This window comes from Stenotrophomonas sp. 22385, assembly GCF_052045085.1.
Taxonomy (GTDB): Bacteria; Pseudomonadota; Gammaproteobacteria; order Xanthomonadales; family Xanthomonadaceae; genus Stenotrophomonas.
The window spans coordinates 116,728-141,438 of record NZ_JBQEOG010000008.1 but is presented as its reverse complement, the minus strand read 5'-3'; the positions used below and the strand labels follow the sequence as shown (position 1 = coordinate 141,438).

22 protein-coding genes are annotated in these 24,711 nt (G+C 67.5%); 14 read left to right on the top strand and 8 right to left on the bottom strand.

Going from position 1 to position 24,711, the window contains the following annotated elements:
• Positions 1–6 precede the first annotated feature (6 nt).
• The 7 genes from dapE to map all read right to left on the bottom strand — a co-directional run bounded on the left by dapE (position 7) and on the right by map (position 9,736).
• Entirely contained in the window at positions 7–1,134 is a 1,128-nt protein-coding gene (gene dapE, locus ACTJI4_RS15080) for a succinyl-diaminopimelate desuccinylase (protein ID WP_440869815.1), read from the bottom strand.
• Positions 1,131–1,493 (bottom strand): arsenate reductase, encoded by a 363-nt coding sequence (locus tag ACTJI4_RS15075; RefSeq protein ID WP_392916076.1) that lies wholly within the window; start codon positions 1,491–1,493, stop codon positions 1,131–1,133. The genes dapE and ACTJI4_RS15075 overlap by 4 nt, the downstream gene beginning before the upstream one ends.
• 84 nt (positions 1,494–1,577) lie before the next feature.
• The gene (locus tag ACTJI4_RS15070; protein ID WP_440869814.1) at positions 1,578–3,359 is read right to left on the bottom strand and encodes a hypothetical protein; all 1,782 of its coding nucleotides are present in this window, start codon (positions 3,357–3,359) and stop codon (positions 1,578–1,580) included.
• Between the two features lie 65 nt (positions 3,360–3,424).
• Positions 3,425–5,065, bottom strand: a complete 1,641-nt coding sequence (locus tag ACTJI4_RS15065; protein WP_440869813.1) for a hypothetical protein — start codon at positions 5,063–5,065, stop codon at positions 3,425–3,427.
• Between the two features lie 203 nt (positions 5,066–5,268).
• Positions 5,269–6,321, bottom strand: a complete 1,053-nt coding sequence (gene dapD, locus ACTJI4_RS15060; protein ID WP_392916067.1) for a 2,3,4,5-tetrahydropyridine-2,6-dicarboxylate N-succinyltransferase — start codon at positions 6,319–6,321, stop codon at positions 5,269–5,271.
• Positions 6,321–8,960, bottom strand: a complete 2,640-nt coding sequence (locus ACTJI4_RS15055) for a [protein-PII] uridylyltransferase (RefSeq protein ID WP_440869812.1) — start codon at positions 8,958–8,960, stop codon at positions 6,321–6,323. The genes dapD and ACTJI4_RS15055 overlap by 1 nt, the downstream gene beginning before the upstream one ends.
• Positions 8,961–8,962: 2 nt before the next feature.
• The gene (map, locus tag ACTJI4_RS15050) at positions 8,963–9,736 is read right to left on the bottom strand and encodes a type I methionyl aminopeptidase (RefSeq protein ID WP_392916061.1); all 774 of its coding nucleotides are present in this window, start codon (positions 9,734–9,736) and stop codon (positions 8,963–8,965) included.
• Between the two features lie 257 nt (positions 9,737–9,993).
• On the opposite strand from map, the gene ACTJI4_RS15045 reads away from it, so the two are divergent.
• The 8 genes from ACTJI4_RS15045 to tsf all read left to right on the top strand — a co-directional run bounded on the left by ACTJI4_RS15045 (position 9,994) and on the right by tsf (position 17,766).
• A complete protein-coding gene (locus ACTJI4_RS15045) occupies positions 9,994–10,527 on the top strand; it encodes a Csu type fimbrial protein (protein WP_392916058.1) in 534 nt (177 codons plus the stop codon).
• A 7-nt stretch (positions 10,528–10,534) separates the two neighbouring features.
• A complete protein-coding gene (locus ACTJI4_RS15040) occupies positions 10,535–11,290 on the top strand; it encodes a fimbrial biogenesis chaperone (protein WP_440869811.1) in 756 nt (251 codons plus the stop codon).
• A 46-nt stretch (positions 11,291–11,336) separates the two neighbouring features.
• Positions 11,337–13,670 carry a fimbria/pilus outer membrane usher protein gene (locus ACTJI4_RS15035; RefSeq protein WP_440869872.1) on the top strand — a complete coding sequence of 778 codons (2,334 nt, stop codon included), beginning with the start codon at positions 11,337–11,339 and terminating at the stop codon, positions 13,668–13,670.
• Complete coding sequence (locus ACTJI4_RS15030) at positions 13,667–14,707, top strand: Csu type fimbrial protein (protein WP_392916053.1); 1,041 nt, start codon at positions 13,667–13,669, stop codon at positions 14,705–14,707. The genes ACTJI4_RS15035 and ACTJI4_RS15030 overlap by 4 nt, the downstream gene beginning before the upstream one ends.
• A gap of 66 nt (positions 14,708–14,773) precedes the next feature.
• Positions 14,774–15,043 (top strand): hypothetical protein, encoded by a 270-nt coding sequence (locus tag ACTJI4_RS15025; RefSeq protein WP_392916050.1) that lies wholly within the window; start codon positions 14,774–14,776, stop codon positions 15,041–15,043.
• Positions 15,022–15,738: a fimbrial biogenesis chaperone gene (locus tag ACTJI4_RS15020; protein WP_440869810.1), complete on the top strand. Its 717-nt coding sequence runs from the start codon at positions 15,022–15,024 to the stop codon at positions 15,736–15,738. The genes ACTJI4_RS15025 and ACTJI4_RS15020 overlap by 22 nt, the downstream gene beginning before the upstream one ends.
• A 213-nt stretch (positions 15,739–15,951) precedes the next feature.
• Positions 15,952–16,758, top strand: a complete 807-nt coding sequence (rpsB, locus tag ACTJI4_RS15015; RefSeq protein WP_392916045.1) for a 30S ribosomal protein S2 — start codon at positions 15,952–15,954, stop codon at positions 16,756–16,758.
• A 126-nt stretch (positions 16,759–16,884) separates the two neighbouring features.
• Positions 16,885–17,766, top strand: a complete 882-nt coding sequence (gene tsf, locus ACTJI4_RS15010; protein WP_392916042.1) for a translation elongation factor Ts — start codon at positions 16,885–16,887, stop codon at positions 17,764–17,766.
• Positions 17,767–17,991: 225 nt separating this feature from the next.
• On the opposite strand, the gene ACTJI4_RS15005 is transcribed toward tsf, so the two are convergent.
• Positions 17,992–18,687: an AIM24 family protein gene (locus ACTJI4_RS15005; protein WP_392916039.1), complete on the bottom strand. Its 696-nt coding sequence runs from the start codon at positions 18,685–18,687 to the stop codon at positions 17,992–17,994.
• A 274-nt stretch (positions 18,688–18,961) separates the two neighbouring features.
• Here ACTJI4_RS15005 and ACTJI4_RS15000 point away from each other — a divergent pair, with 274 nt between their 5' ends.
• From ACTJI4_RS15000 to dxr, 6 genes are all read left to right on the top strand, one after another.
• Entirely contained in the window at positions 18,962–20,461 is a 1,500-nt protein-coding gene (locus ACTJI4_RS15000) for a GGDEF domain-containing protein (protein WP_440869809.1), read from the top strand.
• A gap of 124 nt (positions 20,462–20,585) precedes the next feature.
• A complete protein-coding gene (pyrH, locus tag ACTJI4_RS14995) occupies positions 20,586–21,314 on the top strand; it encodes a UMP kinase (protein WP_392916033.1) in 729 nt (242 codons plus the stop codon).
• Between the two features lie 47 nt (positions 21,315–21,361).
• Positions 21,362–21,916 (top strand): ribosome recycling factor, encoded by a 555-nt coding sequence (gene frr / locus ACTJI4_RS14990; protein ID WP_392916030.1) that lies wholly within the window; start codon positions 21,362–21,364, stop codon positions 21,914–21,916.
• Between the two features lie 5 nt (positions 21,917–21,921).
• Positions 21,922–22,692, top strand: coding sequence for a polyprenyl diphosphate synthase (gene uppS / locus ACTJI4_RS14985; protein ID WP_440869808.1), 771 nt, complete (start codon positions 21,922–21,924; stop codon positions 22,690–22,692).
• Positions 22,689–23,513: a phosphatidate cytidylyltransferase gene (locus tag ACTJI4_RS14980; protein ID WP_392916024.1), complete on the top strand. Its 825-nt coding sequence runs from the start codon at positions 22,689–22,691 to the stop codon at positions 23,511–23,513. Before uppS ends, ACTJI4_RS14980 begins: the two co-directional genes overlap by 4 nt.
• A gap of 2 nt (positions 23,514–23,515) precedes the next feature.
• Positions 23,516–24,706, top strand: coding sequence for a 1-deoxy-D-xylulose-5-phosphate reductoisomerase (dxr, locus tag ACTJI4_RS14975; protein ID WP_392916022.1), 1,191 nt, complete (start codon positions 23,516–23,518; stop codon positions 24,704–24,706).
• Positions 24,707–24,711 lie beyond the last annotated feature (5 nt).

Genomic DNA, 24,711 nt, shown 5'->3' with positions numbered 1-24,711 from the left:
AGTCGGTCAGGCCAACAACCGCTCGATCAGCCGTTGGTAAAGCGCCGGCAATGCTTCGAGTTCGGCGACCGCCACATTCTCATCCACCTGGTGGATGCTGGCGTTGACCGGCCCCACTTCGATGCACTGCGCGCCCAACGGCGCGATGAAGCGTGCATCCGAGGTACCGCCGCCGGTGCTTTCTTCCGGCGCGGCGCCCGCAAATTCACCCAGCACCTCGCGTGCCACCCGGCGCAGGGTACCTTCCGGGGTGTAGAACGGTTCACCGCTGCGGTGCCACTTCAGCCGGTACTCCAGGCCGTGGCGGTCCAGCAGCGCGGTGATCTCCTGTTCCAGTTTCGGCGCGTTCCAGAGCGGGTTGTAGCGCAGGTTGAACAGCACCTGCAGCTCGCCGGGAATCACGTTGTTGGCGCCGGTGCCGGCGTGGAGGTTGGACACCTGCAGGCTGGTCGGCGGGAAGCTCTCGAAGCCATCGTCCCAGTGCCGCGCGGTCAGCTCGGCCAGCGCCGCAGCGGCCAGATGGATCGGATTGCGCGCCTTGTGCGGGTACGCCACGTGGCCCTGCACGCCCTGCACGGTCAGCGTGCCCGACAGGCTGCCGCGGCGGCCCACGCGCAGCAGGTCGCCCAGCACGGCGGTGGAGGACGGCTCGCCAGTGATGCACCAGTCGACCTTCTGGCCACGCTCGCGGAAGATGTCCGCGACCCGGCGCACGCCGTCGATGGCATCGCCTTCTTCATCGCTGGTCAGCAGCACCGCCAACGTACCGGGATGGTCCGGATGGGCAGCCACGAACTGTTCGGCCGCGACCACGAATGCCGCCACGCTGCCCTTCATGTCCGCCGCACCGCGCCCATACAGCACGCCGTCGCGGATCTGCGGATCGAAGGGATCGTTGTGCCAGGCCTCGACCGGGCCGCTCGGCACCACGTCGGTATGGCCCAGCAGCACCAGCACTGGCGCGCCCTGCCCGTGCGTGGCCCAGAGGTTGTCGACCTCACCCAGACGCAGATGTTCGCAGGTGAAGCCGGCACGCCCCAGGCGTTCGGCCAGCAGCGCCTGGCAGCCAGCATCGTCCGGGGTGACCGAAGGGCGTGCGATCAGGTTGCAGGTCAAGGCAACGACATCGTTCACGCGCCGACTCCGAACCGCTGCTTGAAGCCGTTGTCCGAAAAACCCTGGGTCATCACGCCGTCGGCGGTGACCACCACGGGGCGCTTGACCAGCTGCGGGTATTCGCGCAGCAGCAGCTTCCATTCGGCATCGGAGGCAGCGGCCTTGCGGTTGTCGGGCAGCTGACGCCAGGTGGTCGACGAACGGTTCACCAGCGCGGGGAAACCGCCAGCCTGCGCGGCCCAGTCGACCAGTGTTTCCGGGCTCGGCTTGTGCTCGCGGTAGTCGACGAAGGTGTAGACCAGCTGGAAGCGGTCGAGCCACTTGGTGGCCTTCTTGCAGGTGTCGCAGTTCTTCAAGCCGTAAAGGGTTGTGGTCATTGCCGACAGATACTCGTGCAGGGGTTCAACGGGGTTGCGTCAACCCCGAGTATAGCCTCGCGCCGGGAGCGCACGTCCTGCTGCTCACCCCTCGCATTCATGCTCAATGATCACGTCCAGCAACGAGCGCTGCCACGACGACAAGCCGGAGGCGAACGGTACGTCCGTTCCCAGGAGCGGCCTGCCATCGGCGTCGACCACGAGGGCGAGCTGCGACGACAGGAAACCGCGCAGGCGCTGCAGTTGCCCCGCATACTGCGGCGCGTCGAACGAGTCGGCTTCATACAGCCGCATGCACACGCAGTCCATGTCCAGCAGCATCTGCACGCGCAGGGAACCACTCAATGTAGTCCGACCTGCCTCGATCGAGAGGATCAGCGCATTGGCCGCCGCTATGGCCTCCTTGCGATCGAAGCGGTCGGCCGCCTCCCCCAGCCGGGTCAGGTCGCCGGCTGCCTGGCTGAAACGTGCGAGCTCGGCAGGCGGCTTGGCGGGAGCGATGTCAAGCGACAGGGGGCGGCGCGCCGGCACGGGCGTGGGCGGTGGGAGTGCGCAGGCCGCCGACACTTCCGGCGCGGGCGACATGCCCTGCCGCACCACCGCGGCAAAGTTCCGGCCGTCCTGCGGGTTGTCCGCAATGGGGCCGCGTTCGGCTTCCTGCAGCCCGAAGCGGTCCTTCATCCACTCTGGCTTGTGCTGCAGCCACTTGCCGTAATAAAGGGCGCAGTAGGCCAGGTAATCGCGAAGCTCCTTGACGCCCCGGAACGGGGTGAAGCCCCGGAACGTGCTGTCGCGTTGATCCCAGACACCGCGGGAGAAACGCCGTGCTTCCTCGATGACCGGCTTGATCGCACGGGCCGCATTCTGCTGCAGGCGCTCGGCGTGGGGCAGCCGACCACGGCGTTGGCCCACCATGTCAAGCTGGCGCAGATACTGCACGCCATAGTTGGCCAGCAGGGTCAGGGTCCGGGTTTCCCAGACCTCCAACAGGTCCGGCTCTGCCGCCAGCAGCTCAGGCACCAGCAGGAGCAGCCTGTCGACCGCCGGCGGCGGCAGCGGCCCGCTACCACGCCGGGCAAGCTCGTGCGTGCAGGCACGCAGTGCACTGACCAGGCCGAACGCCAGCGTGGCGCCCGCGATCGCGTGCACGGGGTGCTGGCGCACAAGCGCCTCGAAGATCGGCACCATGTGGTCGATGATTGTCTGGCTGCACACCTGCTGCAGCGGTGCGTGATTCATCAACTCGCCGAGGTGGAACATGATCACGCTTGCATTTTCCAGCGTGAACGCCTGGCGTGCGGCCACCACCTGGACGCAGGTACGCGTCACCGTCGAGAGCAGGCGTTCGTCCAGGGCGAGTGCGCCGCGCTGGTCGGTCAGCTTGCACAGGATGTTGAGCGCTTTGCCCAGGTAGATGTTGGAGATGCGTCGTTGGGGATTGGTATCGGCATGCGTACCGCTGCCGGCCAACACCTGGCCGAGCGTGTCCAGATCGACGTTGACCGTGGACCGGTCACCGTACTTCACCATCTTCTGGTACAGCGCGGCGATGATGCCGTCCGCTTCGGTCAGGCGCGCGGCGTGCCCGCCCATCGGCGCGTGCGGCACGACGTCGTTCCCCGGGGCGTTGAAGATGTCGGTGGGTGTCGCCGCCGACGGTCGCGCGCCGATCAGGGGCAGCGGTATCGGCGGCAGCCGGCGATGTGTCACCGGCACCGGCATCGTATTGTTGACGTAGTCCACGCGGACCTTCTCTGCCTGAAGAAACCGCAGCATAGCCATGTGCCGGCACCGCCGGAATGACGCGCACCTCAAGCTGTGACGAGGTTTGCGAAGCAGGTTTAATGCGCGGGGCGGAAGCGTCACGGGACATCGGATGATCAGGTAACGGCGTCCTCACACACACCGGGCGCCGCACGTGCATACACTGCCTATCGAGCACCTTCACAACTGTTGAGTATGACCAGCAGGGATCTCTGCCAGGCAGAAAGACCGGGGCTATCCGGCAGGTCGGCCGCCATCAATGGCTTTCCATTGGTACCCACCACCTGCGCCAGCTGCGTGGACAGAAAACCGCGCATGCTGTCCAGCTGCCACGCGTAATGGGATGGCTGGGGGGATGCGGTCGCCAGCTGCCGGCAAACCGCGTCCATGTTCAGCAGCATCTGCACGCGCTGCGCCTGGGTCAACACCGTCCGCCCGCTTTCAATGGATGCCACCAGTGTATTTACCGCTGCGATGACATCCTCGCGGTCAAAGCGATCAGCGTTCTCGCCATACCGCACCAGCGCGCCTGCTACTGCATCAAACCGTGCCAGATCCGGTGCCGGCGGTGGCGGTTCCGCTGCCATGCACACCTCATCGGCAATGTCAGCGTCAGGTGGCGCCGGGGCGTTGATCACCCCTGCTTGCGTGGTCGCGACATCAACGCCCAGACGCGCGACCTCGGCAAAAGCGCGTTCGTCCCGGAGGTTGTCGGGAAATGGACCTCGGGGTGGCTCGGCCAGTTCAAAGCTCGCCCGGATACGTTCCGGTTGCCCCGCCAGCCAACGGCAGTAGTAACGCGCGGCATAGGCAAGCTGGTCGCGAAGCTCCTTGCCCTGCGCCAGGCTGCGATATGCGCCGTCGTATTGCCATACCGCGCGATGCGGCAATCTGGCTTCCTCGATCACCGCCTTGAGCAGGTGGGCGACATTGAGATGCTGCGAAACGATCGTCTCCGTGGACCGACAGCGTCTGCTCATTGCGCCGAGCCGGTTGAGGTACTGCGCGCCGTATTTGGCGACCAGCGCCAATGATCGACTCTCCCAGCCGGCCAGCAGACCCGGACATTCCGCCTTCACCGCACGCAGTGTTGTGAGCAGCGCATCCGGTGCGAATCGCGGCACGGTTGCGCCCACGGGCAGACGCATCTCGACCTCCGATGCCCGCAGTACGCTGGCCAACGCCAATGAGAGGATGGGGCAAGCCACCGCCTGCTGCGGCGCGGCCTTCAGCATCTGGTCGAGGTGCGGAGCCAGGCACCCGCTGATCATTTCGCTGCAGGCCTCTGCAACGGACGCGCGGTTCATCAGCCCGCCCAGGTGGAACATGATCACGCAGAGGTTCTCAAGGGTGAACTCCGTGCGCCCTCTCAGCACTTCCATGCACCAGTTGACCGCTCGGACCAGCACCGCGCTTGCGCACGGCAACGGCTCCTGGCCGCCCACCCGGCACAGCAGGTTCAACGCCTTCCCCAGGTAGATGTTGGTGACGCGCTGCTCGGTTTCCAGCTCCCCCATGCTGGCCGACTCCGCCAACGCTCGACACAGCCGTTCCAGGTCAACATTGAGCGTGGAAAGATCATCGCGCTTGACGATCTTCACATACAGCCCGCCAACAATCGCGTCGGCCTGGGTCTGCTGCACGCTGTTCTCGCCGACCGGAACGACCGGCATGCCGGTCGGGAACCCGGCATTGGCGATGTTCTGCAGGAGCGACGCCAGCCGGTCGACCACCGGCCGTGGCAACGCAGTCCGGGTACGCAGCGCACGGGAATCCGTCGGAACCGTGCGCGCACTGATCTTGTCCATGCCACGCTCTCCTGCCGGGAAACCCCGACGCCCGCAAGAGCTTAGCGACCCAACGCGGGATTGCGTCGGTGCAGCTTCCAAGCTGTGACCGCCTTGGCGAATGCGCGGCTTCGAACGTGCCAGTCACGCCAGTGACGGCAGCACGATTTCCCTGACGGTGGTTGGCGCAGCCGACGGGAGCGGCATGCCGCTCCCGTCGCCGCTCAGTCGGCCAGGCCGCGCAGCAGCTCGTTGACGCTGGTCTTGCTGCGGGTCTTGGCATCGACCTGCTTGACGATCACCGCACAGTACAGCGAGTGCGAACCATCCTTGGACGGCAGCTGGCCGGACACCACCACGCTGTACGGCGGCACCGAGCCGTAGCTGATCTCGCCGGTGGCGCGGTTGTACACGCGGGTGCTCTGGCCGAGGAACACGCCCATGCCGATCACGCTGTGGTGGCCGACCACGAAGCCTTCCACGACTTCCGAGCGCGCACCGATGAAGCAGTGGTCTTCGATGATGGTCGGGCTGGCCTGCAGCGGCTCCAGCACGCCGCCGATGCCGGCCCCGCCGGACAGGTGGCAGTGCTTGCCGATCTGCGCGCACGACCCCACCGTGGCCCAGGTATCGACCATGGTGCCTTCGCCAACGTAGGCGCCGATGTTGGTGAAGCTCGGCATCAGCACCACGTCCTTGCCGAAGTAGCTGCCGCGGCGCGCGATCGCACCCGGCACCACGCGCACGCCGGCCCGGCGGAACCTGGCTTCATCGAACCCGGCGAAGCGCGATTCCACCTTGTCCCAGAACGGCGCCGGGCGGGCGTCCACCACCGCCATGTCGTTGACGCGGAAGTACAGCAGCACCGCCTTCTTCAGCCACTCATTGACCTTCCAGCCGCCGTGGCCATCGGGCTCGGCCACGCGGAATTCGCCGGTTTCCAGCCCGTCGATGACGCGACCGACCAGCGGCTTGGTCGAGCCTTCGATCTCATGCAGGGTCAACGTAGCGCGGCGTTCGAAGGCACTTTCAATGCCGAACCTGAGTTCTTCCACGCCCGGGGTGGCCGGCTTGCGCAGCGACTTGCGCGCGATGTTCTCGGCGCGCTTGGCCGCCGTGTCGGCCGCGCTGCTGGCCGAAGTCTTCTTGACCGGCGCCTTCTTCACGGCCGGCGCGGCTTTCTTCGCAGCGGTCTTTTTCACGGCCGGGGCAGCGGCAACGGTCTTCTTGGCCGCCGCGGTCTTGGCGGCAGTCTTCTTGGCAGGCTTGGTGGCCATCAGTGGGGGTCTCCGGCGTTTCGATCAGGGTCCAGGCAGCGCAGCATGGCGTCATGCAGCTGCTGACGGGCGGTTTCGGTGAGGGGGCGGTCGTGCTCATCGCTGATCACGAACATGTCTTCGGCGCGCTCGCCGAAGGTGGCAATGCGCGCGTCATGCACACGCAGCCCCTGGTTGCGCAGTACAAAGGCGACATCGGCCAGCAAGCCGGGGCGATCGGGCGCCACCAGGCTGAAGCGGGTGCCGCCGGTATCATTATCGTTGGCATCGCGGAATTCGATGCGCGGGGCGAAGCGGAAATGGCGCAGCTGGCGCGGCACTACCCGCCGGGAGGGACGCAGGCGCGACAGATCGCCGGCCAGCGCCTCGCGCAGCGCCGCCTCCAGGCGCGGCGCATCGCCATCGGCGAAGCTGTCGGCCGGGGTCACCTCGAAGGTATCGAAAATGGTGTCGGCCGGGCCATCCAGCACGCGTGCCCGATGGATGCCGTAGCCCTTGCGGTCCAGGGTCATCACGATCGCCGCGAACAGGCCATCGCGGTCGGGCGAATGCACGAACACTTCCAGCGCATCGTCGTCGGCGGTGATCCGGCGCACCTTGACCAGGGTCTGGCCCTGCTTGACCGGCACCAGCGCGGCCGCCTGCCAGGCCAACTGTTCGGGGCGCAGGCGGATGAAGCTCTCATCCGGCATCACGGTGAACTGGCGGTCGATGGTGGCGTCGTCGTAGCCGCGCTCACGCACCAGCGCGCGCACGTTCTCACGCGCCTCCAGCACGCGCTCGGCGGCCGGCATCTGGTTTTCCAGGCCATCGCGCAGCGCGCGGCGCGCGGCGAAGTACAGGTCGGCCAGCAGGCGATCCTTCCACGCGTTCCAGAGCTTCGGGCTGGTGCCGGCGATGTCGGCGCAGGTCAGCAGGTAGAGGTAGTCGAGGCGGTCGCGGCTGGCCACCAGCGTGGCGAAGCGGTGGATCACATCCGGGTCGGAGATGTCCTGCTTCTGCGCGGTCACCGACATGCGCAGGTGCTGCTCCACCAGCCAGGCCACCAGCTCGGTATCGGAACTGCTCAGCGCATGCGCCTGGCAGAACTCCCGCGCATCGACCGCGCCGAGTTCGGAATGGTCGCCGCCCCGGCCCTTGGCGATGTCATGGAACAGTCCGGCCAACAGCAGCAGTTCCGGCTTGCGCAGGCGTGGCCACACTTCGTGGGCGATCGAGAAACGCTCGTCGGCGCGACTGCTGGCGAACAGGCCGATGTTCCGCAGCACCATCAGAGTGTGCTGGTCGACGGTGTAGACGTGGAACAGGTCGAACTGCATGCGCCCCGACACCTGTGCGAATGCGGGAATCCACTGCCCCAGCACACCCAGCCGGGCCATGCGCGCCAGCGTATCGACGGCGCGCGGGCTGCGCAGCAGGGTCATGAACTGTTCGCGCGCGGTGGCACTTGCCTCGGTGTACGCCGGCAGCTCGGCCAACGCTTCGGCCAACGCCCGCGCGGTGAGCGAATGCAGGCCACGGACATCGGGGTTGTAGGCCCAACTGGAGAACAGCGCAAATACCTGCTCGATATCGCCCTGCGGCCACTCCGGATCATTGGCGGCAAGGTAGCCGCGGCGCAGCGAGAAGCCCACGCTGACCGGTTCGGGCACCGCCTCGCCATCGAACTGTTCCTCGAAGCGCTGCAGCAGCCGATCGCTGATCCGCCTCACCACGGTGGCGCTGCGATAGAAGCCCTGCATCATTTTTTCGACCGCCAGGCTCTCCACGTCGTCGGCGAAGCCCAGCCGCGCCGCCAGGGTCTTCTGGTAGTCGAAGCGCAGGCGCTCTTCCGGGCGGTTGGCCACCAGGTGCAGGCCGAACCGGAGCTGCGCCAGCGCGCAGCGCTCGCGGCGCAGGGCCGCGGCTTCATCCGGCCCCAGGTGCCCCAGCCCGACCAGGGCTTCCAGTTCGCGCACGCCAAAGGCGCGCAGTGCCATCCAGCCCAGCGTATTGAGGTCACGCAGGCCACCCGGTCCATCCTTGATGTCCGGTTCAAGGTTGTCGGCGGTGTCGCCGAAGCGCTGGTGGCGGGCCAGCAGCTCCTCGCGCTTGGCCAGGAAGAAGTCGCGCGGCGGCCACAGGCCTTCGCTGTTGACGGCCTGCTTCAGGGCCTGCCGTGCCGCGTCGTCCGCCACCAGCGGCCGCGACTCGATCAACGCAGTGAGCACGGTCTGATCGGCGCTGGCCTGCACGCATTCGTGGGCCGAGCGCACCGCGTGGCTCACCGGCAGGCCGCAATCCCACAGCAATGCAAACAACCGGGCCAAGGCCGCCTCATGCCGGCGCTGCGCATCGGGGGCGCCGAGCACCAGCAGGTCGATGTCCGAGCGCGGGAACAGCTCGCCGCGCCCATAGCCACCCACGGCAAACAGCGATAACCCGGCATCAGGCGGCACGCAGCGCTGCCAGGCCAGCCGGATCAGGTGATCGGCAGCGCGGGCGCGCAGCGCCAGCAGCCGCTCGATGTTGTCATTCTGGTCGAAGCGCCGGTACAGGCGCGCATCAGCCTGCTGCAGCGATTGGCGAGCCTCCGCCGCCCACTCGGGGTCGGCGACGGCATTGGCCGGCGCGTCCAGGGTCGGGCTCGCCGGCAACATGCTCAGACCTGCGATTCGCCGGGCGACAGGGTCAGCACATCCACGCCGGTCTCGGTGACCGCGACCATGTGCTCCCATTGTGCCGACAGCTTGCGGTCCTTGGTGACCACGGTCCAGCCATCGGGAAGCACCTTGTTGTAGCGGGTGCCCTCGTTGATCATCGGCTCGATCGTGAAGGTCATGCCCGGCTGCAGCACCAGGCCCTGTCCCGGGCGCCCGTAGTGCACCACCTGCGGTTCGTCATGGTAGACCTTGCCGATGCCGTGCCCGCAGTACTCGCGCACCACGCTGAAGCGTTCGCCTTCGGCGAGCGACTGGATGGCGTGACCGATGTCACCCAGCGTGGCGCCCGGCTTCACCGCGCGGATGCCGGCCCACATCGCCGCATAGGTGGTGTCGACCAGACGCTTGGCCATGGTCGAAGGCGTGCCCACGAAGTACATGCGGCTGGTATCGCCGTGCCAGCCATCCTTGATCACAGTGACATCGATGTTGACGATGTCGCCGTCCTTCAGGACCTTGGCTTCGCTTGGGATGCCGTGGCAGATGACGTTGTTGACCGACGTGCAGACCGTCTTGGGGAAGCCACGGTAGCCGACGTTCGCCGGTGTGGCCTTCTGCACATTGATGATGTGGTCGTGGCAGATGCGGTCCAGCTCTTCGGTCGTCACGCCAGGTTTGACGTACGGGGTGACGATGTCGAGCACTTCGCTGGCCAGGCGGCCGGCGACGCGCATCAGTTCGATTTCCTCAGGGGTTTTCAGATTCACGCTCATGGCGCCCATTATCGCCGATCCGGGGCCATTCTGAACGGGAAGTGCCGGAATGCTGACAGCCCACGTTCGGGTCGAATGCCCTTGACGGCGGGGCATTCGCCCTCCGGTAACGGAAAAAATGTGAAAACCGGCCAGTTTTCCTCACATCGCCCCTACAAGTGCGCTTTTATAAGGGAGTCGCGTTACCCCTGACGCCCTCCCCTGCAGTACGCCGGCATCGATTCGTTGATCCAGGACCCCCGTCCAAGGAGAAGACCATGCGATTCCTTCGCGCCCCGCGTCCCCTGCTGTTCAGCCTTGGGCTGGTGGCCCTGGCCTCGCCCGCCATGGCGGCTGACACCACCACCTTCAACGTCCGCATCATCATCACCAAGGCCTGCACGATCACGGCAGCCGCCGCGACGGATGTCGATTTCGGCTCGGCGCTGTCCACGGCCACCACCCCGTCCAACGCCCAGGGCTCGGTCACCGCGCAGTGCTCGGCGCTGACGCCGTACACCATCGCGTTGAATGCCGGCTCCAACGCCGCGACCGCAAATGACGTCACCACCCGGCGCATGCGCAACACCGATGCGGCGGTGACCACCAACAACTTCGTCGGCTACCAGCTGTATTCCGATGCGGGCCGTTCGAACGTCTGGGGCGCCACCACCGGCACCAACACCGTGGCGGGCACTGGCACCGGCCTGGCGCAGGCCTACCCCATCTATGGCCAGGTGGCCAATCCGAGCGTGAACAACGCCGCCACCGGTACTTACCAGGACACGGTCACCGCCACCATCTCGTACTGAGGCCGCCATGTCAGCATTCGAACGGGGGCGCGCACCGCCCTCCACGGCGGCTGTCTGCGCCTGTGCATTGCTGGCGCTTCTGGGGCTGGGACAGGCACGCGCCGCCAGCCTGCAGGTGGCGCCCACCTCGCTGCAGCTCAGCGCCCGTCAGAACGCCGAAGCGCTGTGGGTCAGCAACAGCGGGTCGGCGCCGGTAAGCGTACAGGCGCGCGTTTTCCGCTGGACCCAGCGCGACGGTCGCGACCAGCTCGACCCCACGTCAGACCTGGTGATCAGCCCGCCCATGCAGTCGCTAGCGGCCGGGCAGCAACAGTTGATCCGCGTCGTGCGCGCCCAGCCGGAAGCGCCCGACGCACAGCTGTCGTACCGGATCATCGTCGACGAAGTACCCACGCTGGACCCCAGGCGCCAGGGCATGCAGTTCGTGCTGCGCTACTCGCTGCCGGTGTTCATCCAGCCCGCTGGCAGCGCCGCAGGCAAGCCCGAACTGCAGAGCAGCGTGCGTGTCCAGCCCGATGGCAAGGTGATGCTGGAGGTGCACAACCGTGGCGATGGCTATGCGCAGCTGGCCGACCTGGCGGTAGGTCCGCTGGATCGCCCGCAGATCTTCCAGCCGGGCCTGATCGGCTACGTGCTCAGCGGCCAGACCATGCGCTGGCCGCTGGATATTCCCGCGACGCGGCTGGCCGGGGCCACGCTATCGGCGAAGATCAATGGCGGCGCGCAAGCCACGCCTCTGTCCCCGACGCCACCGGCTCGCTGAGGCCTGCGTGCGCGTCGCCCTGGCTGCCGGCGCGGTCTCGTCTGGAATGCCGGGCCCGCCGGCATGGGCGGCCGCACTGCCGGCCGCTGGCGCAGCATCCGGCGCCGCCGATGAGGTGATGCTGCCAGCCCCCACGCCCCTGACCGCACCGCAGACCCTGTACCTTGACGTCACCCTCAACGGCAGTCCCCGCGGCCTGCTGCCGTTCACCGAGCTCGCGGGCCAGCTGCGCGCCGACCCGCCCGTGCTGCGTCAGCTCGGCTTCGCTGCGCCCGACGGCGCGCCGGTCGCACTGGGCCAGCTCAGTGGCCTGGTGATGCGCTACGACGCCTCGCTGCAGACCCTGGCGCTGGAAATCCCGCTGGAACAGCTCAACCTGCCGGTCACCGAACTGGGGGCCACTCCCCAGACCACCCCGACGGCCAGCGCCTCGCCCGGTGCCCTGCTCAACTACGACGTCTATGCCAGCCACAACCAGGACGCCGGAAACCTGGCGCTTACCAGCGAATGGCGGGTGTTCGGCATGGGCCGCGGCGTGCTCCGCAGCAGCCAACTGCTGCGCACCTACCAGGCGGGAGGCAGCGACTGGCGGGGCGAGAGCGTGCGCCTGGACAGCGCCTGGCAGCTGGATTTTCCCGAAACCGCGCTGACCCTGACCGTCGGTGACTTCTTCAGCGGCTTCGTCGACTGGAGCCGCCCGGTGCGGATGGGCGGCATCCAGATCGGCCGCAACTATGGCCTGCAGCCCTACCGCGTGCTCACCCCCACCCCGAGCTTCCTGGGCGAGGCCGTGGTGCCGTCCAACGTCGAGCTGTATGTCGACGGCCTGCGCCAATACAACGGCGAGGTACCGGTTGGGCCGTTCCAGTTGGCCGCGCAGCCGGGCATCAGCGGCACCGGCAATGCGCAGGTGGTGATCACCGATGCCTACGGCCGCATGCAGACCCTGGATTTTGCCTTCTATGGCACGCAGCAGCTGCTGGCTGAAGGACTCTCGGACTGGTCGGCCGGCGTTGGCCGGATGCGTCGCGAATACGGCATCCGCTCGTTCGCCTACGACAGTGCCACCGTTGGCAGCGCCACCTGGCGGCGCGGGGTCAGCAACCGCTTCACCGCTGAGCTGCATGCCGAAGGCGGGGGCGGCGTGGCCAGCGCCGGCGCCGGCGGCTGGTGGCAGCTGGGCCAGGCCGGCGTCGTCAACGCCTCCTACGCGTACAGCCGCCGCGACGGTCTGCAGGGAGGCCAGTGGGCGCTGGGGTACAGCTGGAACAACCGGGTGTTCAACCTCAACGCCGCCACCCGCCGCACGCATGGCGACTTCCAGGACCTGGGCAGCCTGCAGGGGGCGCGGCCACCGGACGTGACCGACCAGGTCACCGCCGGTGCCAGCCTGGGCCGGCTGGGCTCGTTGAGCGCCAGTTACCTGCGCCTGTCCTATCCCGACGGCGACGACCGCCGCTATGCCAGCGTGTTCTGGAACCGCACGTTTTCCCAACGCTGGTCGGCCTACGCCTCGTTCAACCAGAGCCTGGACGACGACGCGGACCGCAGCGTCTACCTGTCCGTTTCGGCCAGCCTGGGCAACAACCGCCAGAGCAACCTGGCCGCGCAGCGCAATGGCGACCGCAACCTGTACACGGTGGATGTATCCCAGCCGGTGCCCGGTGATGGCAGCCAGGGCGGTTACGGCTGGCGGCTGCAGGCCCGGCAGGGCGATGACGGCACCGGCGGGCTGGTCGAAGCCGGCTGGTTGAACCGGGTGGGCCGCTACTCGCTGGGCGCGGCGCGCCAGGGCGATGCCAACTTCGCCTATGCCAACGCCAGCGGCAGCGTGGTCTGGATGGGCGGGCACCTGTTCGCCGCACGCGAGGTGCCCGACGCGTTTGCGGTGGTCTCCACCAACGGCGTGGGCGGCGTACCCGTCCGCCTGGAAAACCGGGTGATCGGGGTGACCGACGACGACGGCATGCTGCTGGTCACCCCGCTGCTGTCCTGGCAGCGCAACCGGATTTCGATCGACACCCTGGAACTGCCGGCCGACATGCGTGCCGACCGCGTGGACACCCTGGTGACGCCGCGGCAGAGCGCCGGGCTGGGGGTGAGCTTCGGGCTGCGCCGCACCCGCGCCATCACCCTGGTCCTGCACGACGCGCAGGATCAGCCCCTGAAGGCCGGCAGCCAGGTGCGCCTGCCGGACCAGCGCAGCGCCACGGTGGGCTACGACGGCGAGGTCTACCTGGAAGATCTGCCGGCCCAGGCATTGCTGCAGGTGGACACCGATGACGGGCGCTGCCAAGTGCGCGTGCCGGTCAGCCCGGCGCCGGGCAGCGCAGCGCTGCGGTTGGGGCCGCTGCGCTGCGTGGCCGGAGCCGGGCCATGAGCATGCGCCTGCTGCTGGGATGGTTGCTGGCGCTGGCCGGGGTAGTGGGCGCCGGCGAGGCCCGCGCCGACACCACCTGCACCACCACCACCCCGGTGACGGCGGCCTTCGGCAACGTCGGCAACGCGGCCACTGCGCCCAGCTTCACCACCACCACGTTCACCATCACCTGCAACACCACCGCGCTGAGCCTGCTGGCAACGGCGTCGGTACGCGCCTGCATCGGCATCGGCGTGGGCAGCACCGGCGTGGCCATTTCACCGCTGCGGCGGATGACCAACACCACCGCCGATCCGCTCAGCTTCCAGCTGTTCACCAGCGCCGCCTACAGCACCATCTGGGGGCTGACCCCCGGCACCACGCCCGGACCGCAGGTGGTGGACCTGAACTACCCGGTCCCCGTGCTCACCGGCGGCAGCGGCGCGGTCAGCGTGACCATCTACGGTCGCATCCCAGCCAGCCAGACGCTGGCGGCCGGCAGTTACAGCACCTCGTTCAGCGGTGCCGACGTACGCCTGGAATATGCCTACAACGAGGTCCTGCTGGGCACGGCCAGCGCGCCGGCGGCGTGCACCACGGCCTCCGGTGTCAGCGGCCACAAAACCGCCACCGGCGGCTTCCCGTTCACCGTCACCGCCACCGTGCTGCCACAGTGCAGTGCCTATGTCACGACCGACATGGACTTCGGCAGCAGTGCCGGCACGATCACCGCCAACATCGACCGCACTTCGACCATCGGCCTGACCTGCCTCAACCGCACCGCCTACACCATCGCGCTGGACAACGGCCTGTACGCCAACGGCAGCGTGCGGCGCATGCGGCACACCACCAACCCGGCCTGGTTCATTCCCTATGCGCTGTACCGCGAAAGCACCCGCACCCAGCGCTGGGGCAGCACCGCCAACGTCGACGTTGTCTCGGGCACGGGAACCGGGAGCGCCCAGACCCTGACCGTTTACGGGCGCGCACCGCCCACGGTCGGTGCGGTGGCTGCAGGCAGCTACAGCGACCAGATCAAGGTGACGATCACCTACTGAATCGGCGTCCCTCAAGACCGCCAGCGCCGGGCCGATATCCCGACGACCCCCCCGCTGCCGATCCGGATGAACCGACGCCGCCGCGCCCCTGTCACCACCTGCGTGGCGCTGACCACCCTGCTGTCTGCCGTCCACGCGGCCAATGCGCCACTGCAGGTCCGCCTGCGGATCGTGGAGGCGTGCACACTGGACGCAGACGCTGCGCGTGCCAGGTGCCGCAGCGCACACCGACGCAGCGACGACAGGATCCCGGCCCCGCCCCAGGTGCAGCAGCTGACCCCGGCGGGCGAAGACGACGAACACGCCCGCCGGCCATGGCTCACCCTGACCTTCTGATCCGCGCCTGCCTGCTGCTGGCGCTGCTTGCTCCGGCCGCCGCGCATGCGCTGGACATTTCCCCGCTGCGCGTTGTGCTGCGCCCGGACCAGCAGGACGCCGAACTGTGGCTGCACAACGAGACGGCGCAGGCGTGGTCGGGCCAGGCGCGGTTGTACCGGTGGGAGCAGAGCGCCGACGCCGAACGCCTGACCCCGGCGCAGGACCTGGTGGTGAGCCCGATCCGGCTGGCGCTGGCACCGAACGCCCGGCAACGGGTACGGGTAGTCCGGATCGGACCCGCCCCGAGCGCCGAGCAGGGGTACCGAGTGGTACTCCGGGCCGCACCCGAAAGCCCGCCGCTGCAGGTGTCGCTGCCGGTGTTCGTAGCCGGGCCGCAGCCGCGCCCGGCGCCCGCCCTGTCCGCCAACCTCCGCGAGGCCGCAGGCCACGCCATGCTGGCGCTCTACAATGGCGGCACCGGCCACGCGCGGCTGGCGGACCTGAGCTTCATCGGCCCCGACGGACGCGCCACGTTGCTGTTTCCGGAGCTGGCCGGCTATGTCCTGGCCGGCAGCACCCGCCTGTGGGCCTTGCCCGGCCCCGCCGCAGGCTATGCGGGGGGCCGTTTCCGGGCCCGGATCGGCGACGCGGAACCCGGCGACCTCCCGGCCGCCGCCCCGCCAATTGCGCGGGGACGCCTGCCCGGGCTATAATCGACCGGATCTCCCCGCGCCCTGTGCGCAGGAGCCCCGTCAACACCGGACGTCACCGGTGAATCCACACCTGCCGCCCATATCCGTGCCGGGGTGCTCCGCGAGGAGTTCGGACACGGAAGCGACAGGGAAGCCAAACCCCGGAACCCTCCGCCTTGCGGCGGACCGCCCTTTATTACCCGTGGCGGTCGGTTCCTCATCAGGAGTATTGCAATGCCCCAGGTCACCATGCGTCAGATGCTGGAAGCCGGCGTCCACTTCGGCCACCAGACCCGTTACTGGAACCCCAAGATGGGCCAGTACATCTTCGGCGCCCGCGGCAAGATCCACATCATCAACCTGGAAAAGACCGTTCCGCTCTTCAATGACGCGATGAACTTCATTTCCAGCATCGCGCAGAAGCGCGGCACCATCCTGTTCCTGGGCACCAAGCGCAGCGCACGCGAGTCGATCCGCGAGGAAGCCGAGCGTTGCGGCATGCCGTTCATGAACCAGCGTTGGCTGGGCGGCACCCTGACCAACTTCCGTACCGTCAAGCAGTCGGTTGCCCGCCTGAAGGAACTGGAAGCCGGCGAAACCGACGGCAGCTTCGACAAGCTGGTCAAGCATGAAGTGCTGGGCCTGCGTCGTGAGCGCGACAAGCTGGAAGCCTCGCTGGGTGGCATCAAGGACATGAACCGCCTGCCGGACGCCATCTTCGTCATCGACATCGGCCACGAAGACATCGCCATCAAGGAAGCCAAGAAGCTTGGCATCCCGGTGATCGCGGTGGTTGATACCAACTACAACCCGGAGCTGGTCGACTACGCGATCCCGGGCAACGACGACGCCATCCGTGCCGTGCAGCTGTATGCCCGCGCCGCTGCCGACGCCGTGCTGGAAGGCAAGGCCGCTGCGCCGCACGCTGCCACCGTCCGTGAAGAAGAGTTCGCCGAAGCTCCGGCTGGCGAAGAAGCCAAGCCGGCCCGCCGCGCTCCGGCCAAGAAGGCTGCTGCCGACAAGGGCGAAGCCCAGGCCTGATCTAGGCCCGCGGTGGGCGCCTGGCGCCCGCCGCTCCTGTCCGCTGCCGCTGGCGCGATGACAGGATGCTGTCACATGGGCCGGCCACGATGCCGGCCCAACCCCTTTCTTTCGTGAGGAATTCCCGTGGAAATCACTGCTTCCCTGGTCAAGGAACTGCGCGAGCGCACTGGCGCCGGCATGATGGAGTGCAAGAAGGCACTTACCGAAGCCAATGGCGACATCAACGCCGCTGCCGAAGCGCTGCGCAAGTCCGGTGCTGCCAAGGCCGACAAGAAGGCTGACCGCGTGGCCGCCGAAGGCCGCCTGGGCCTGGCCCAGGCCGACGGCAAGGCCGTGCTGGTCGAAGTCAACTCGGAAACCGACTTCGTCGCCAACGACGTGAACTTCAAGAACTTCGTCAACGACGTTGCCGCTGCCGCCCTGGCATCGGGCGCCGCTGACGTGGACGCGCTGAAGAGCGCCCCGCTGGCCAACGGCCAGACCGTCGAAGAATCCCGCGCCACCGCGATCCAGACCCTGGGTGAAAACATCCAGATCCGTCGCATGATCAAGCTGGATACCACCGGCAACATCGGCGCCTACGTGCACACCAATGGCAAGGTTGGCGTCCTGGTCGACCTGCACGGCGGTGACGTCGAGCTGGCCCGCGGCCTGGCGATGCACGTTGCCGCGCTGAAGCCGCCGCACAACAAGGCAGGCGACGTGCCGGCCGACTTCGTGGCGAAGGAAAAGGAAATCGAACTGGCCAAGATGTCCGAAAAGGACAAGTCCAAGCCGGCCGAAATCCTGGAAAAGATCATCAGCGGCAAGATCAACAAGATCGTCAGCGAAGTGACCCTGTACGGCCAGCCGTACGTGCTGGACAGCGACAAGACTGTCGAGCAGGTCGTCACCGCCGCCAAGGCGGACGTGGCCGGCTTCCAGCTGCTGATCGTCGGCGAAGGCATCGAGAAGGTCGTCGAAGACTACGCGGCCGAAGTGATGAAGCAGGCCGGTCTGGCCTGATCCATCGCCTCAAGCGATGAAACGAAAAAGCCCGGCGCGAGCCGGGCTTTTTTGTGGGTGTTCTGCTGTGTTTCGAAGGTGCTGCGAAGAGCAGCGTCTCAGTTATCACGAACTGGGGAGGCCGACGGGCAGCCCCTTACGGGACACGCCGTAAACCCACCGCCGCCGGCCCCGGCGCGGCAACCACGCAGACCTGGGCCGTTGCCGTTGCCGTTGCCGTCGCTCTCAGCCCTTCGCCTGGAACGTAACTTCCTCATACGGCTGCACCACCACCCAGCCTTCGCCGGCGAAGCGCAGCTGCAGCGTTTCGCCCGAGCCACGCCCGACCAGCGTGCCCAGAGAAATGTCGGTGACGATCTCGGGCGTCAACGAACCGGACCAGGCCACCGTCGCGTTCGGGTCGGTGAACACCGGGCCGCCCTGCGCCGTCACCGGCAGCGTCAGCGGCTCGTAATGCGAGGTGATCGCCACGATCCCGTGCCCGCTCAGGCGCATGTTGAACAACCCGCCCGAGAGCATGCCCGCCACCTTGCGCATCATCGTGATCTTCGAATCGATCCCCGTCTCGAACGCCAGCACATCGTTGCCGTTGACGAAAATCGACTCGCCCGCCAGCCGCAGCAGCGTCACCTGCTTGCCCGCATCGGCCAGGTAGGCCCGGCCCTGTCCCTCGATCTTCATCAGCTGCAGCCCCTCACCGCTCACCATCTTCTTCAGCAGCGTGCCCAGCCCCTGCTCCAGCAGGCCCTGGCGGGTGAACTTCACCGCCCCCTTGCGTGCAACCATCGAGCCGGCCTTGGCCCAGACCATGCCGTTCACCCGCACCTCCAGCATGTGCAGGCTCTCAAGCTCGAATGCGTCCGCACTGACGTCTTTTTCGTGCGTGCTGGCAAGGAATTCCTGAAGCGACTTTACGGCCATGGGGTCCATCCTTTTCTATTGGAGGCCGAATGGTACCCGCGCCACCCGCCATCGCGCATCACCGAACCCCACGCGCGCCACTCCCCCATCCGTCAGCGAATGTGATACCAAAGAGCTTGCCGCCCCACGCAACACGATCTGCCCGTTGGTTTTGCATCGAAAGGCACCTCGGCCCCCACTTGCCGACGGCACAATTTTCCTCAACGCAAGCACCGGCACTCAAATCTGTGACGCACTCCATGTATTCTTGCCACATCACCTCAGTATTCCTGCCATGCCTCCCGAGCTGACAGCCGCCCTGGCGCTCTGCCGCAACCTGCCCTCGCCGCCCGGTATTGCCCTGCGCATCATCGAACTGGCGCAGGACCCGGAGACGGACATCACCACCGCCGCCGACGTCATTGCCATCGACATGGCGCTGAGTGCGCGCATGCTGCGCATTGCCAATTCACCGCTGTATGCCAGCCGCCGCCGGATCGAGAACCTCGGCCAGGCACTGACCATGCTGGGGCTCAACGCCACCGTCAGCCTCGCCCTGGGTTTCACCGTCACCCAGGAGCTGACCGCCCCCGGGCAGGGCCAGGACGTGCGGGAGCGCGCCTGGCGGCGCAGCATCCTCAGCGCGCTGGCGGCCAGCCTGCTGGGCCAGGCCCGCGGCCTGCGCAAGGCCGAGGAACTGATGCTGGCCGGGCTGCTTCAGGATATCGGCGTACTGGTGCTGGCCCAGAGCGAGCCTGATCGCTATCTGCCGCTGCTGCGCCAGGCCCGCGACAACGAGGCCCTCATCGCACTCGAACGCGAGCATCTGGACTGCACCCATGCCGAGGTTGGCGCGTGGATGGCCGAGCAGTGGGACCTGCCCCGCTACCTGGTGGACGCGATCGCCCGCAGCGAATCGCCAGCCGCGGCCGAGGACAATTTCCAGGCCTGCGTCGCCCTGTCGGGCGCGGTCGCCGACATCTGGCTCAGCGCCGACGCGGATGCCGCCCGCGAACACGCCCTGCAGCAGGTCAACGACACCCTGAAGCTGGACAGTGCCCAGTTCGACCAGGTGCTGGCCCGGATCGGCGAGGCCCTGCCCGAGATCAGCGCCCTGTTCGAAACCAGCCTGATCTCCCCGTCGCGCGTGCAGCAGCTGATCGACCATGCGCAGGAGCTGGCGACCCTGCGCAACCTGCGCGAAATGCAGGATGCGGCCCTGGCCCGCCAGCGCGCCGACGAATTCGAGGCGCGCGCCAACCGGTTGGCCGAGCAGGCCCACCGCGACGCCCTCACCGGAGTGCTCAACCGCCGGCAGCTGGAAGCGGTGCTGGAACAGGAGTTCCTGCGCGCCACCCGGCACGGCTGGCCGCTGTCGGTGGCCTTCATCGACCTGGACGATTTCAAGAAGATCAATGACGCCCATGGCCACCTGCTCGGTGACCAGGTGCTTCGCGAGTTCGCCACCAAGCTGCAGGAACACCTGCGCAACAGCGATACCGTGGCCCGCTTCGGCGGCGAGGAATTCATCGCCCTGCTGCCCAACACGACCGAAGGGGTGGCGCTGGACGTGGTGCGCCGGGTGCTGGCCAGCATCGTCAACACCCCCATGGCCGAAGTGGCCGACGGCCCGCTGTTCGTCACCTTCTCGGCCGGCGTGGCCACCCAGGGGGGCTATGAGCGGTTCGCCGATGTCCAGGACCTGCTGAAAGCCGCCGACGACGTGCTGTACCGTTCAAAGAACCTGGGGCGCAACCGCGTGATTGCGCGTTCACCCGGGACCGCCACCGCCTGAATGGAGTCAGGGACCGGCAATCCACCGCCGTGGCAGGGCCGCGCCGCAGTGCAGCAGATTTTCCACGCCGAGTGCCGCGGCTTCCAGTAGAATTCCCGCGTTTTCCACGCATCCAGAGGCCACCATGTCCAATCTTTCCTATCGCCGCATCCTGCTGAAAGTTTCCGGGGAGGCATTGATGGGGGATGAGGACTACGGCATCGACCCCAAGGTCATCAACCGCCTGGCACGTGAAGTGATCGAAGCGCAGCAGGCCGGGGCCGAAGTGGCGCTGGTCATCGGCGGTGGCAACATCTTCCGCGGCGCCGGCCTGGCAGCCGGGGGCATGGACCGCGTGACCGGCGACCAGATGGGCATGCTGGCCACCGTGATCAACGCGCTGGCAATGCAGGACGCCCTGGAGAAGCTGGGCGCCAAGGCCCGGGTGATGAGCGCGATCAAGATCAACGACGTGTGCGAGGACTACATCCGCCGCCGCGCCATCCGCCACCTTGAAAAGGGCCGCCTGGTGATCTTCGCCGCCGGTGTCGGCAGCCCGTTCTTCACCACCGATTCCGGTGCCGCGCTGCGCGCCATCGAGATCGGCGCGGACCTGCTGCTCAAGGCCACCAAGGTCGACGGCGTGTACGACAAGGACCCCAACAAGCACGGCGATGCGGTCCGTTTCGACTCCCTGACCTACGACGAAGTGATCCGCCGCGGGCTGGAAGTGATGGACACCGCCGCCTTCGCCCTGGCCCGCGACAGCGACCTGCCGCTGCGCGTGTTCGACATGGGCCAGCCGGGTGAACTGCTGAAGATCCTGCACGGCGAGAACATCGGCACCCTGGTCCGGGGCCGCGACAACGCCTGAGAGGGGATATAATCGCCCGATTCCCAGTGACATCCAGGATTCGGGCGATGCTCAACGATATCAAGCAGGACGCGCAGACGCGCATGGCAAAGAGCATTGATGCTCTGAAGCACACCCTTACCACCATCCGTACGGGGCGCGCCTCCACGTCCCTGCTGGACCGGGTCACGGTCAATGCCTATGGCAACGCCAGCACCCCGCTGAACCAGGTGGCCAACGTCACCAACGCCGACGCGCATTCGCTGCTGGTCACGCCCTTCGACAAGAGCATGATCAAAGAGATCGAAAAGGCGCTCTACAACATCGAACTGACGCCCAACACCATCGGCACCGCGATCCGGGTCAACCTGCCGCCGCCCACCGAAGAGCGCCGCAAGGAGCTGGCCAAGCAGGTCCAGAAGGAAGGCGAAGGCGCCAAGATCGCGATCCGCAACGTCCGCCAGGACGCCAACAAGGCCGTCGCTGCCCTGCTCAAGGACAAGGCGATCAGCGAAGACGACAAGAAGCGCGGCGAAGACGACATCCAGAAGCTGACCGACAAGGCCATCAAGGACGTCGACACTGTCGTGGCCGAGAAGGAAAAGGAACTGATGTCGGTCTGAGCGCCATGACCCAGGCCCCGACCAGCAGCTCCACCGCCGCCGTGCCCCGCCACGTTGCCATCATCATGGATGGCAACGGCCGCTGGGCGCAGAGGCGTCGTCGCCCGCGCGTGATCGGCCACCGGGCCGGTGCGCGCGCGGTCAACCGCACCATTGATTTCTGCCTGGAGCGCGGCGTTGCCGCGCTCACGCTGTTTGCCTTCTCCAGTGAAAACTGGGGCCGGCCGAGCGATGAAGTCGACGCGCTGATGAAGCTGTTCCTCAATGCCCTCGATCGCGAGGTGGATGAACTCCACCGTCGTGGCGTACGCGTGCGCTTCATCGGCGAGCGCGAGCGCTTCGGTGCCGGGCTGGTCAGCCGCATGCAGCTGGCCGAGCAGCGCACCGCCGGCAACACCGCCATGACCCTGAGCATCGCCGCCAGCTACGGTGGCCGCCAGGACATCGCGCGCGCCGCACGTGAACTGGCCGCCGAGGTGGCCGCCGGGCGCCTGCTGCCCGAACAGATCGACGAAGCGCTGCTCGGCAGCCGCGTCGCCCTGGCCGACCTGCCGCCCCCGGATCTGTTCATCCGCACGGGCGGCGACACCCGCATCAGCAATTTCCTGCTGTGGCAGCTGGCCTATACCGAACTGTGGTTCACCGAGGTGCTGTGGCCCGAGTTCGACGCCGCCATCCTGCAGCAGGCGCTGGACGCCTACGCTTCCCGTGAACGCCGCTTCGGGCTGACCAGCGCCCAGATCGCCGCCCTGGCCACCGAGACGTCCACCCCATGACCAAAACCCGAGTCATCGCCGCGCTGATCATGGCGCCGGTCGCCATTGCCGCGATTCTGCTGCTGCCCACCCAATGGCTGGCCGCCGCCGCCGCCGGCGTGTTCCTGATCGGGCTGTGGGAATGGCTGAAGCTGGCCGATGTCGACGACACCCTGGCCCGCACCGTGCTGCTGGTGCTCAACCTGCTGCTGATGGTGCTCATCGTGTGGGCCGATGCCGGCACCCTGGTGCTGTACCAGATCGCCGCACTGGTCGGCATCGGCTGGTGGCTGCTCGCTCTGCTGTGGTTGCGCTTCTTCAGCTTCGGCGCCGAGCCGGGCAGCCGCGCCCGTGCGCTCAAGCTGCTGGCCGGCAGCCTGGCCATCGTGCCGGCCTGGGCCTCGCTGGTGCTGATCCATGCCAGCGGCGACAAAGGCCACCTCTGGCTGCTGACCGCGCTGGCCCTGGTCTGGGCCGCCGATTCGGGCGCCTACTTCGCCGGGCGCACCCTCGGCCGTACCAAGCTGGCCCCGCGCATCAGCCCCAACAAGACCTGGGAAGGGCTGGGTGGCGGCATGCTGGCCGGCCTGCTGGTGGCCCTGGTGTTTGGCTGGATCGCCGGGATCGCGCCCGAGCACGTGGTCGGCCTGGTCATCACCACGGTGGTTGCCGTGTTCGCCTCGGTACTGGGCGATCTGTACGAAAGCCTGATCAAGCGCCACGCCGGCGCCAAGGACTCGGGCCACATCATTCCGGGCCACGGCGGCGTGCTGGACCGCATCGACGGCGTGCTGGCCGCGCTGCCGGTATTTGCACTGGGCAAGGAAATCTTCGGATTCTGAGCATGCAGAGCACTCTCGCCCCCCGCCGGGTCGCCGTGTTCGGCGCCACCGGCTCGATCGGCGCATCCGCGCTGGACGTGATCGCGCGCCACCCGGACCGTTACCGCGCCACCGTGCTGGCTGCCGGCACCCAGGTGCAGGCGTTGGTCGCACTGTGCGTGATCCACCGGCCCGCGCATGCGGTGATCGCCAGCGAGGCCCTGTATGCCACGCTGCGCGAAGGCCTGCTCGCCGCCGGCCTGGACACCCAGCCGCATGCCGGTGCCGCCGCGTTGGACCAGCTGGCCGCCAGCGATGCGTGCGACACCCTGGTCGCGGCCATCGTCGGCGCCGCCGGGCTTTCCTCTACCCTGGCCGCCGCCGGAGCCGGCAAGCGGATCCTGCTGGCCAACAAGGAATCGCTGGTTCTGGCCGGCGAGCTGCTGATGCAGCGCGCGAGCGCCGCAGGCGCCGAGATCATCCCGATCGACAGCGAACACAGCGCCATCTTCCAGTGTCTGCGCTCGCGCGATGCCAGCCTGGACCAGGCCGGCGTGCGCCGGATCCTGCTCACCGCGTCCGGCGGCCCGTTCCGCGGACGCACCCGGGCCGAACTGGCCGGGGTCACCCCGGCCCAGGCGGTTGCCCACCCGAAGTGGTCGATGGGCCCGAAGATCTCGGTGGATTCGGCGACGTTGATGAACAAGGGCCTGGAGGTCATCGAGGCCCATCACCTGTTCAACATCCCCGGCGAGCGCATTGAAGTGCTGGTCCACCCGCAGAGCCTGGTGCATTCGCTGGTCGAGTTCGTCGACGGCTCCACCCTCGCCCAGATGGGCCTGCCGGACATGCGAACCACCCTGGCCGTCGGCCTGGGCTGGCCGCATCGCATCGAATCCGGGGTGGGCGGTCTGGACCTGCTGAGCCAGGGTCGGCTGGATTTCGAGGCCCCCGACGTCGATGCCTTCCCCTGCCTGGGCCTGGCCTGGCAGGCGATGGCCGCCGGTGGCACCGCCCCGGCGGTACTCAATGCGGCCAATGAAGTGGCGGTTTCAGCGTTTCTTCAGGGGCGGATCGCTTTCCTAGCCATTCCAGGCCTGGTGGCTAACGCTCTTTCAACACTGCCTTCAGCGTCCGCCGATACACTGGAGGGCCTGCTGGCTGCCGACCAGCACGCCCGCCACATCACCCAAGCCGCCATCGACCACGCCTGAATGCC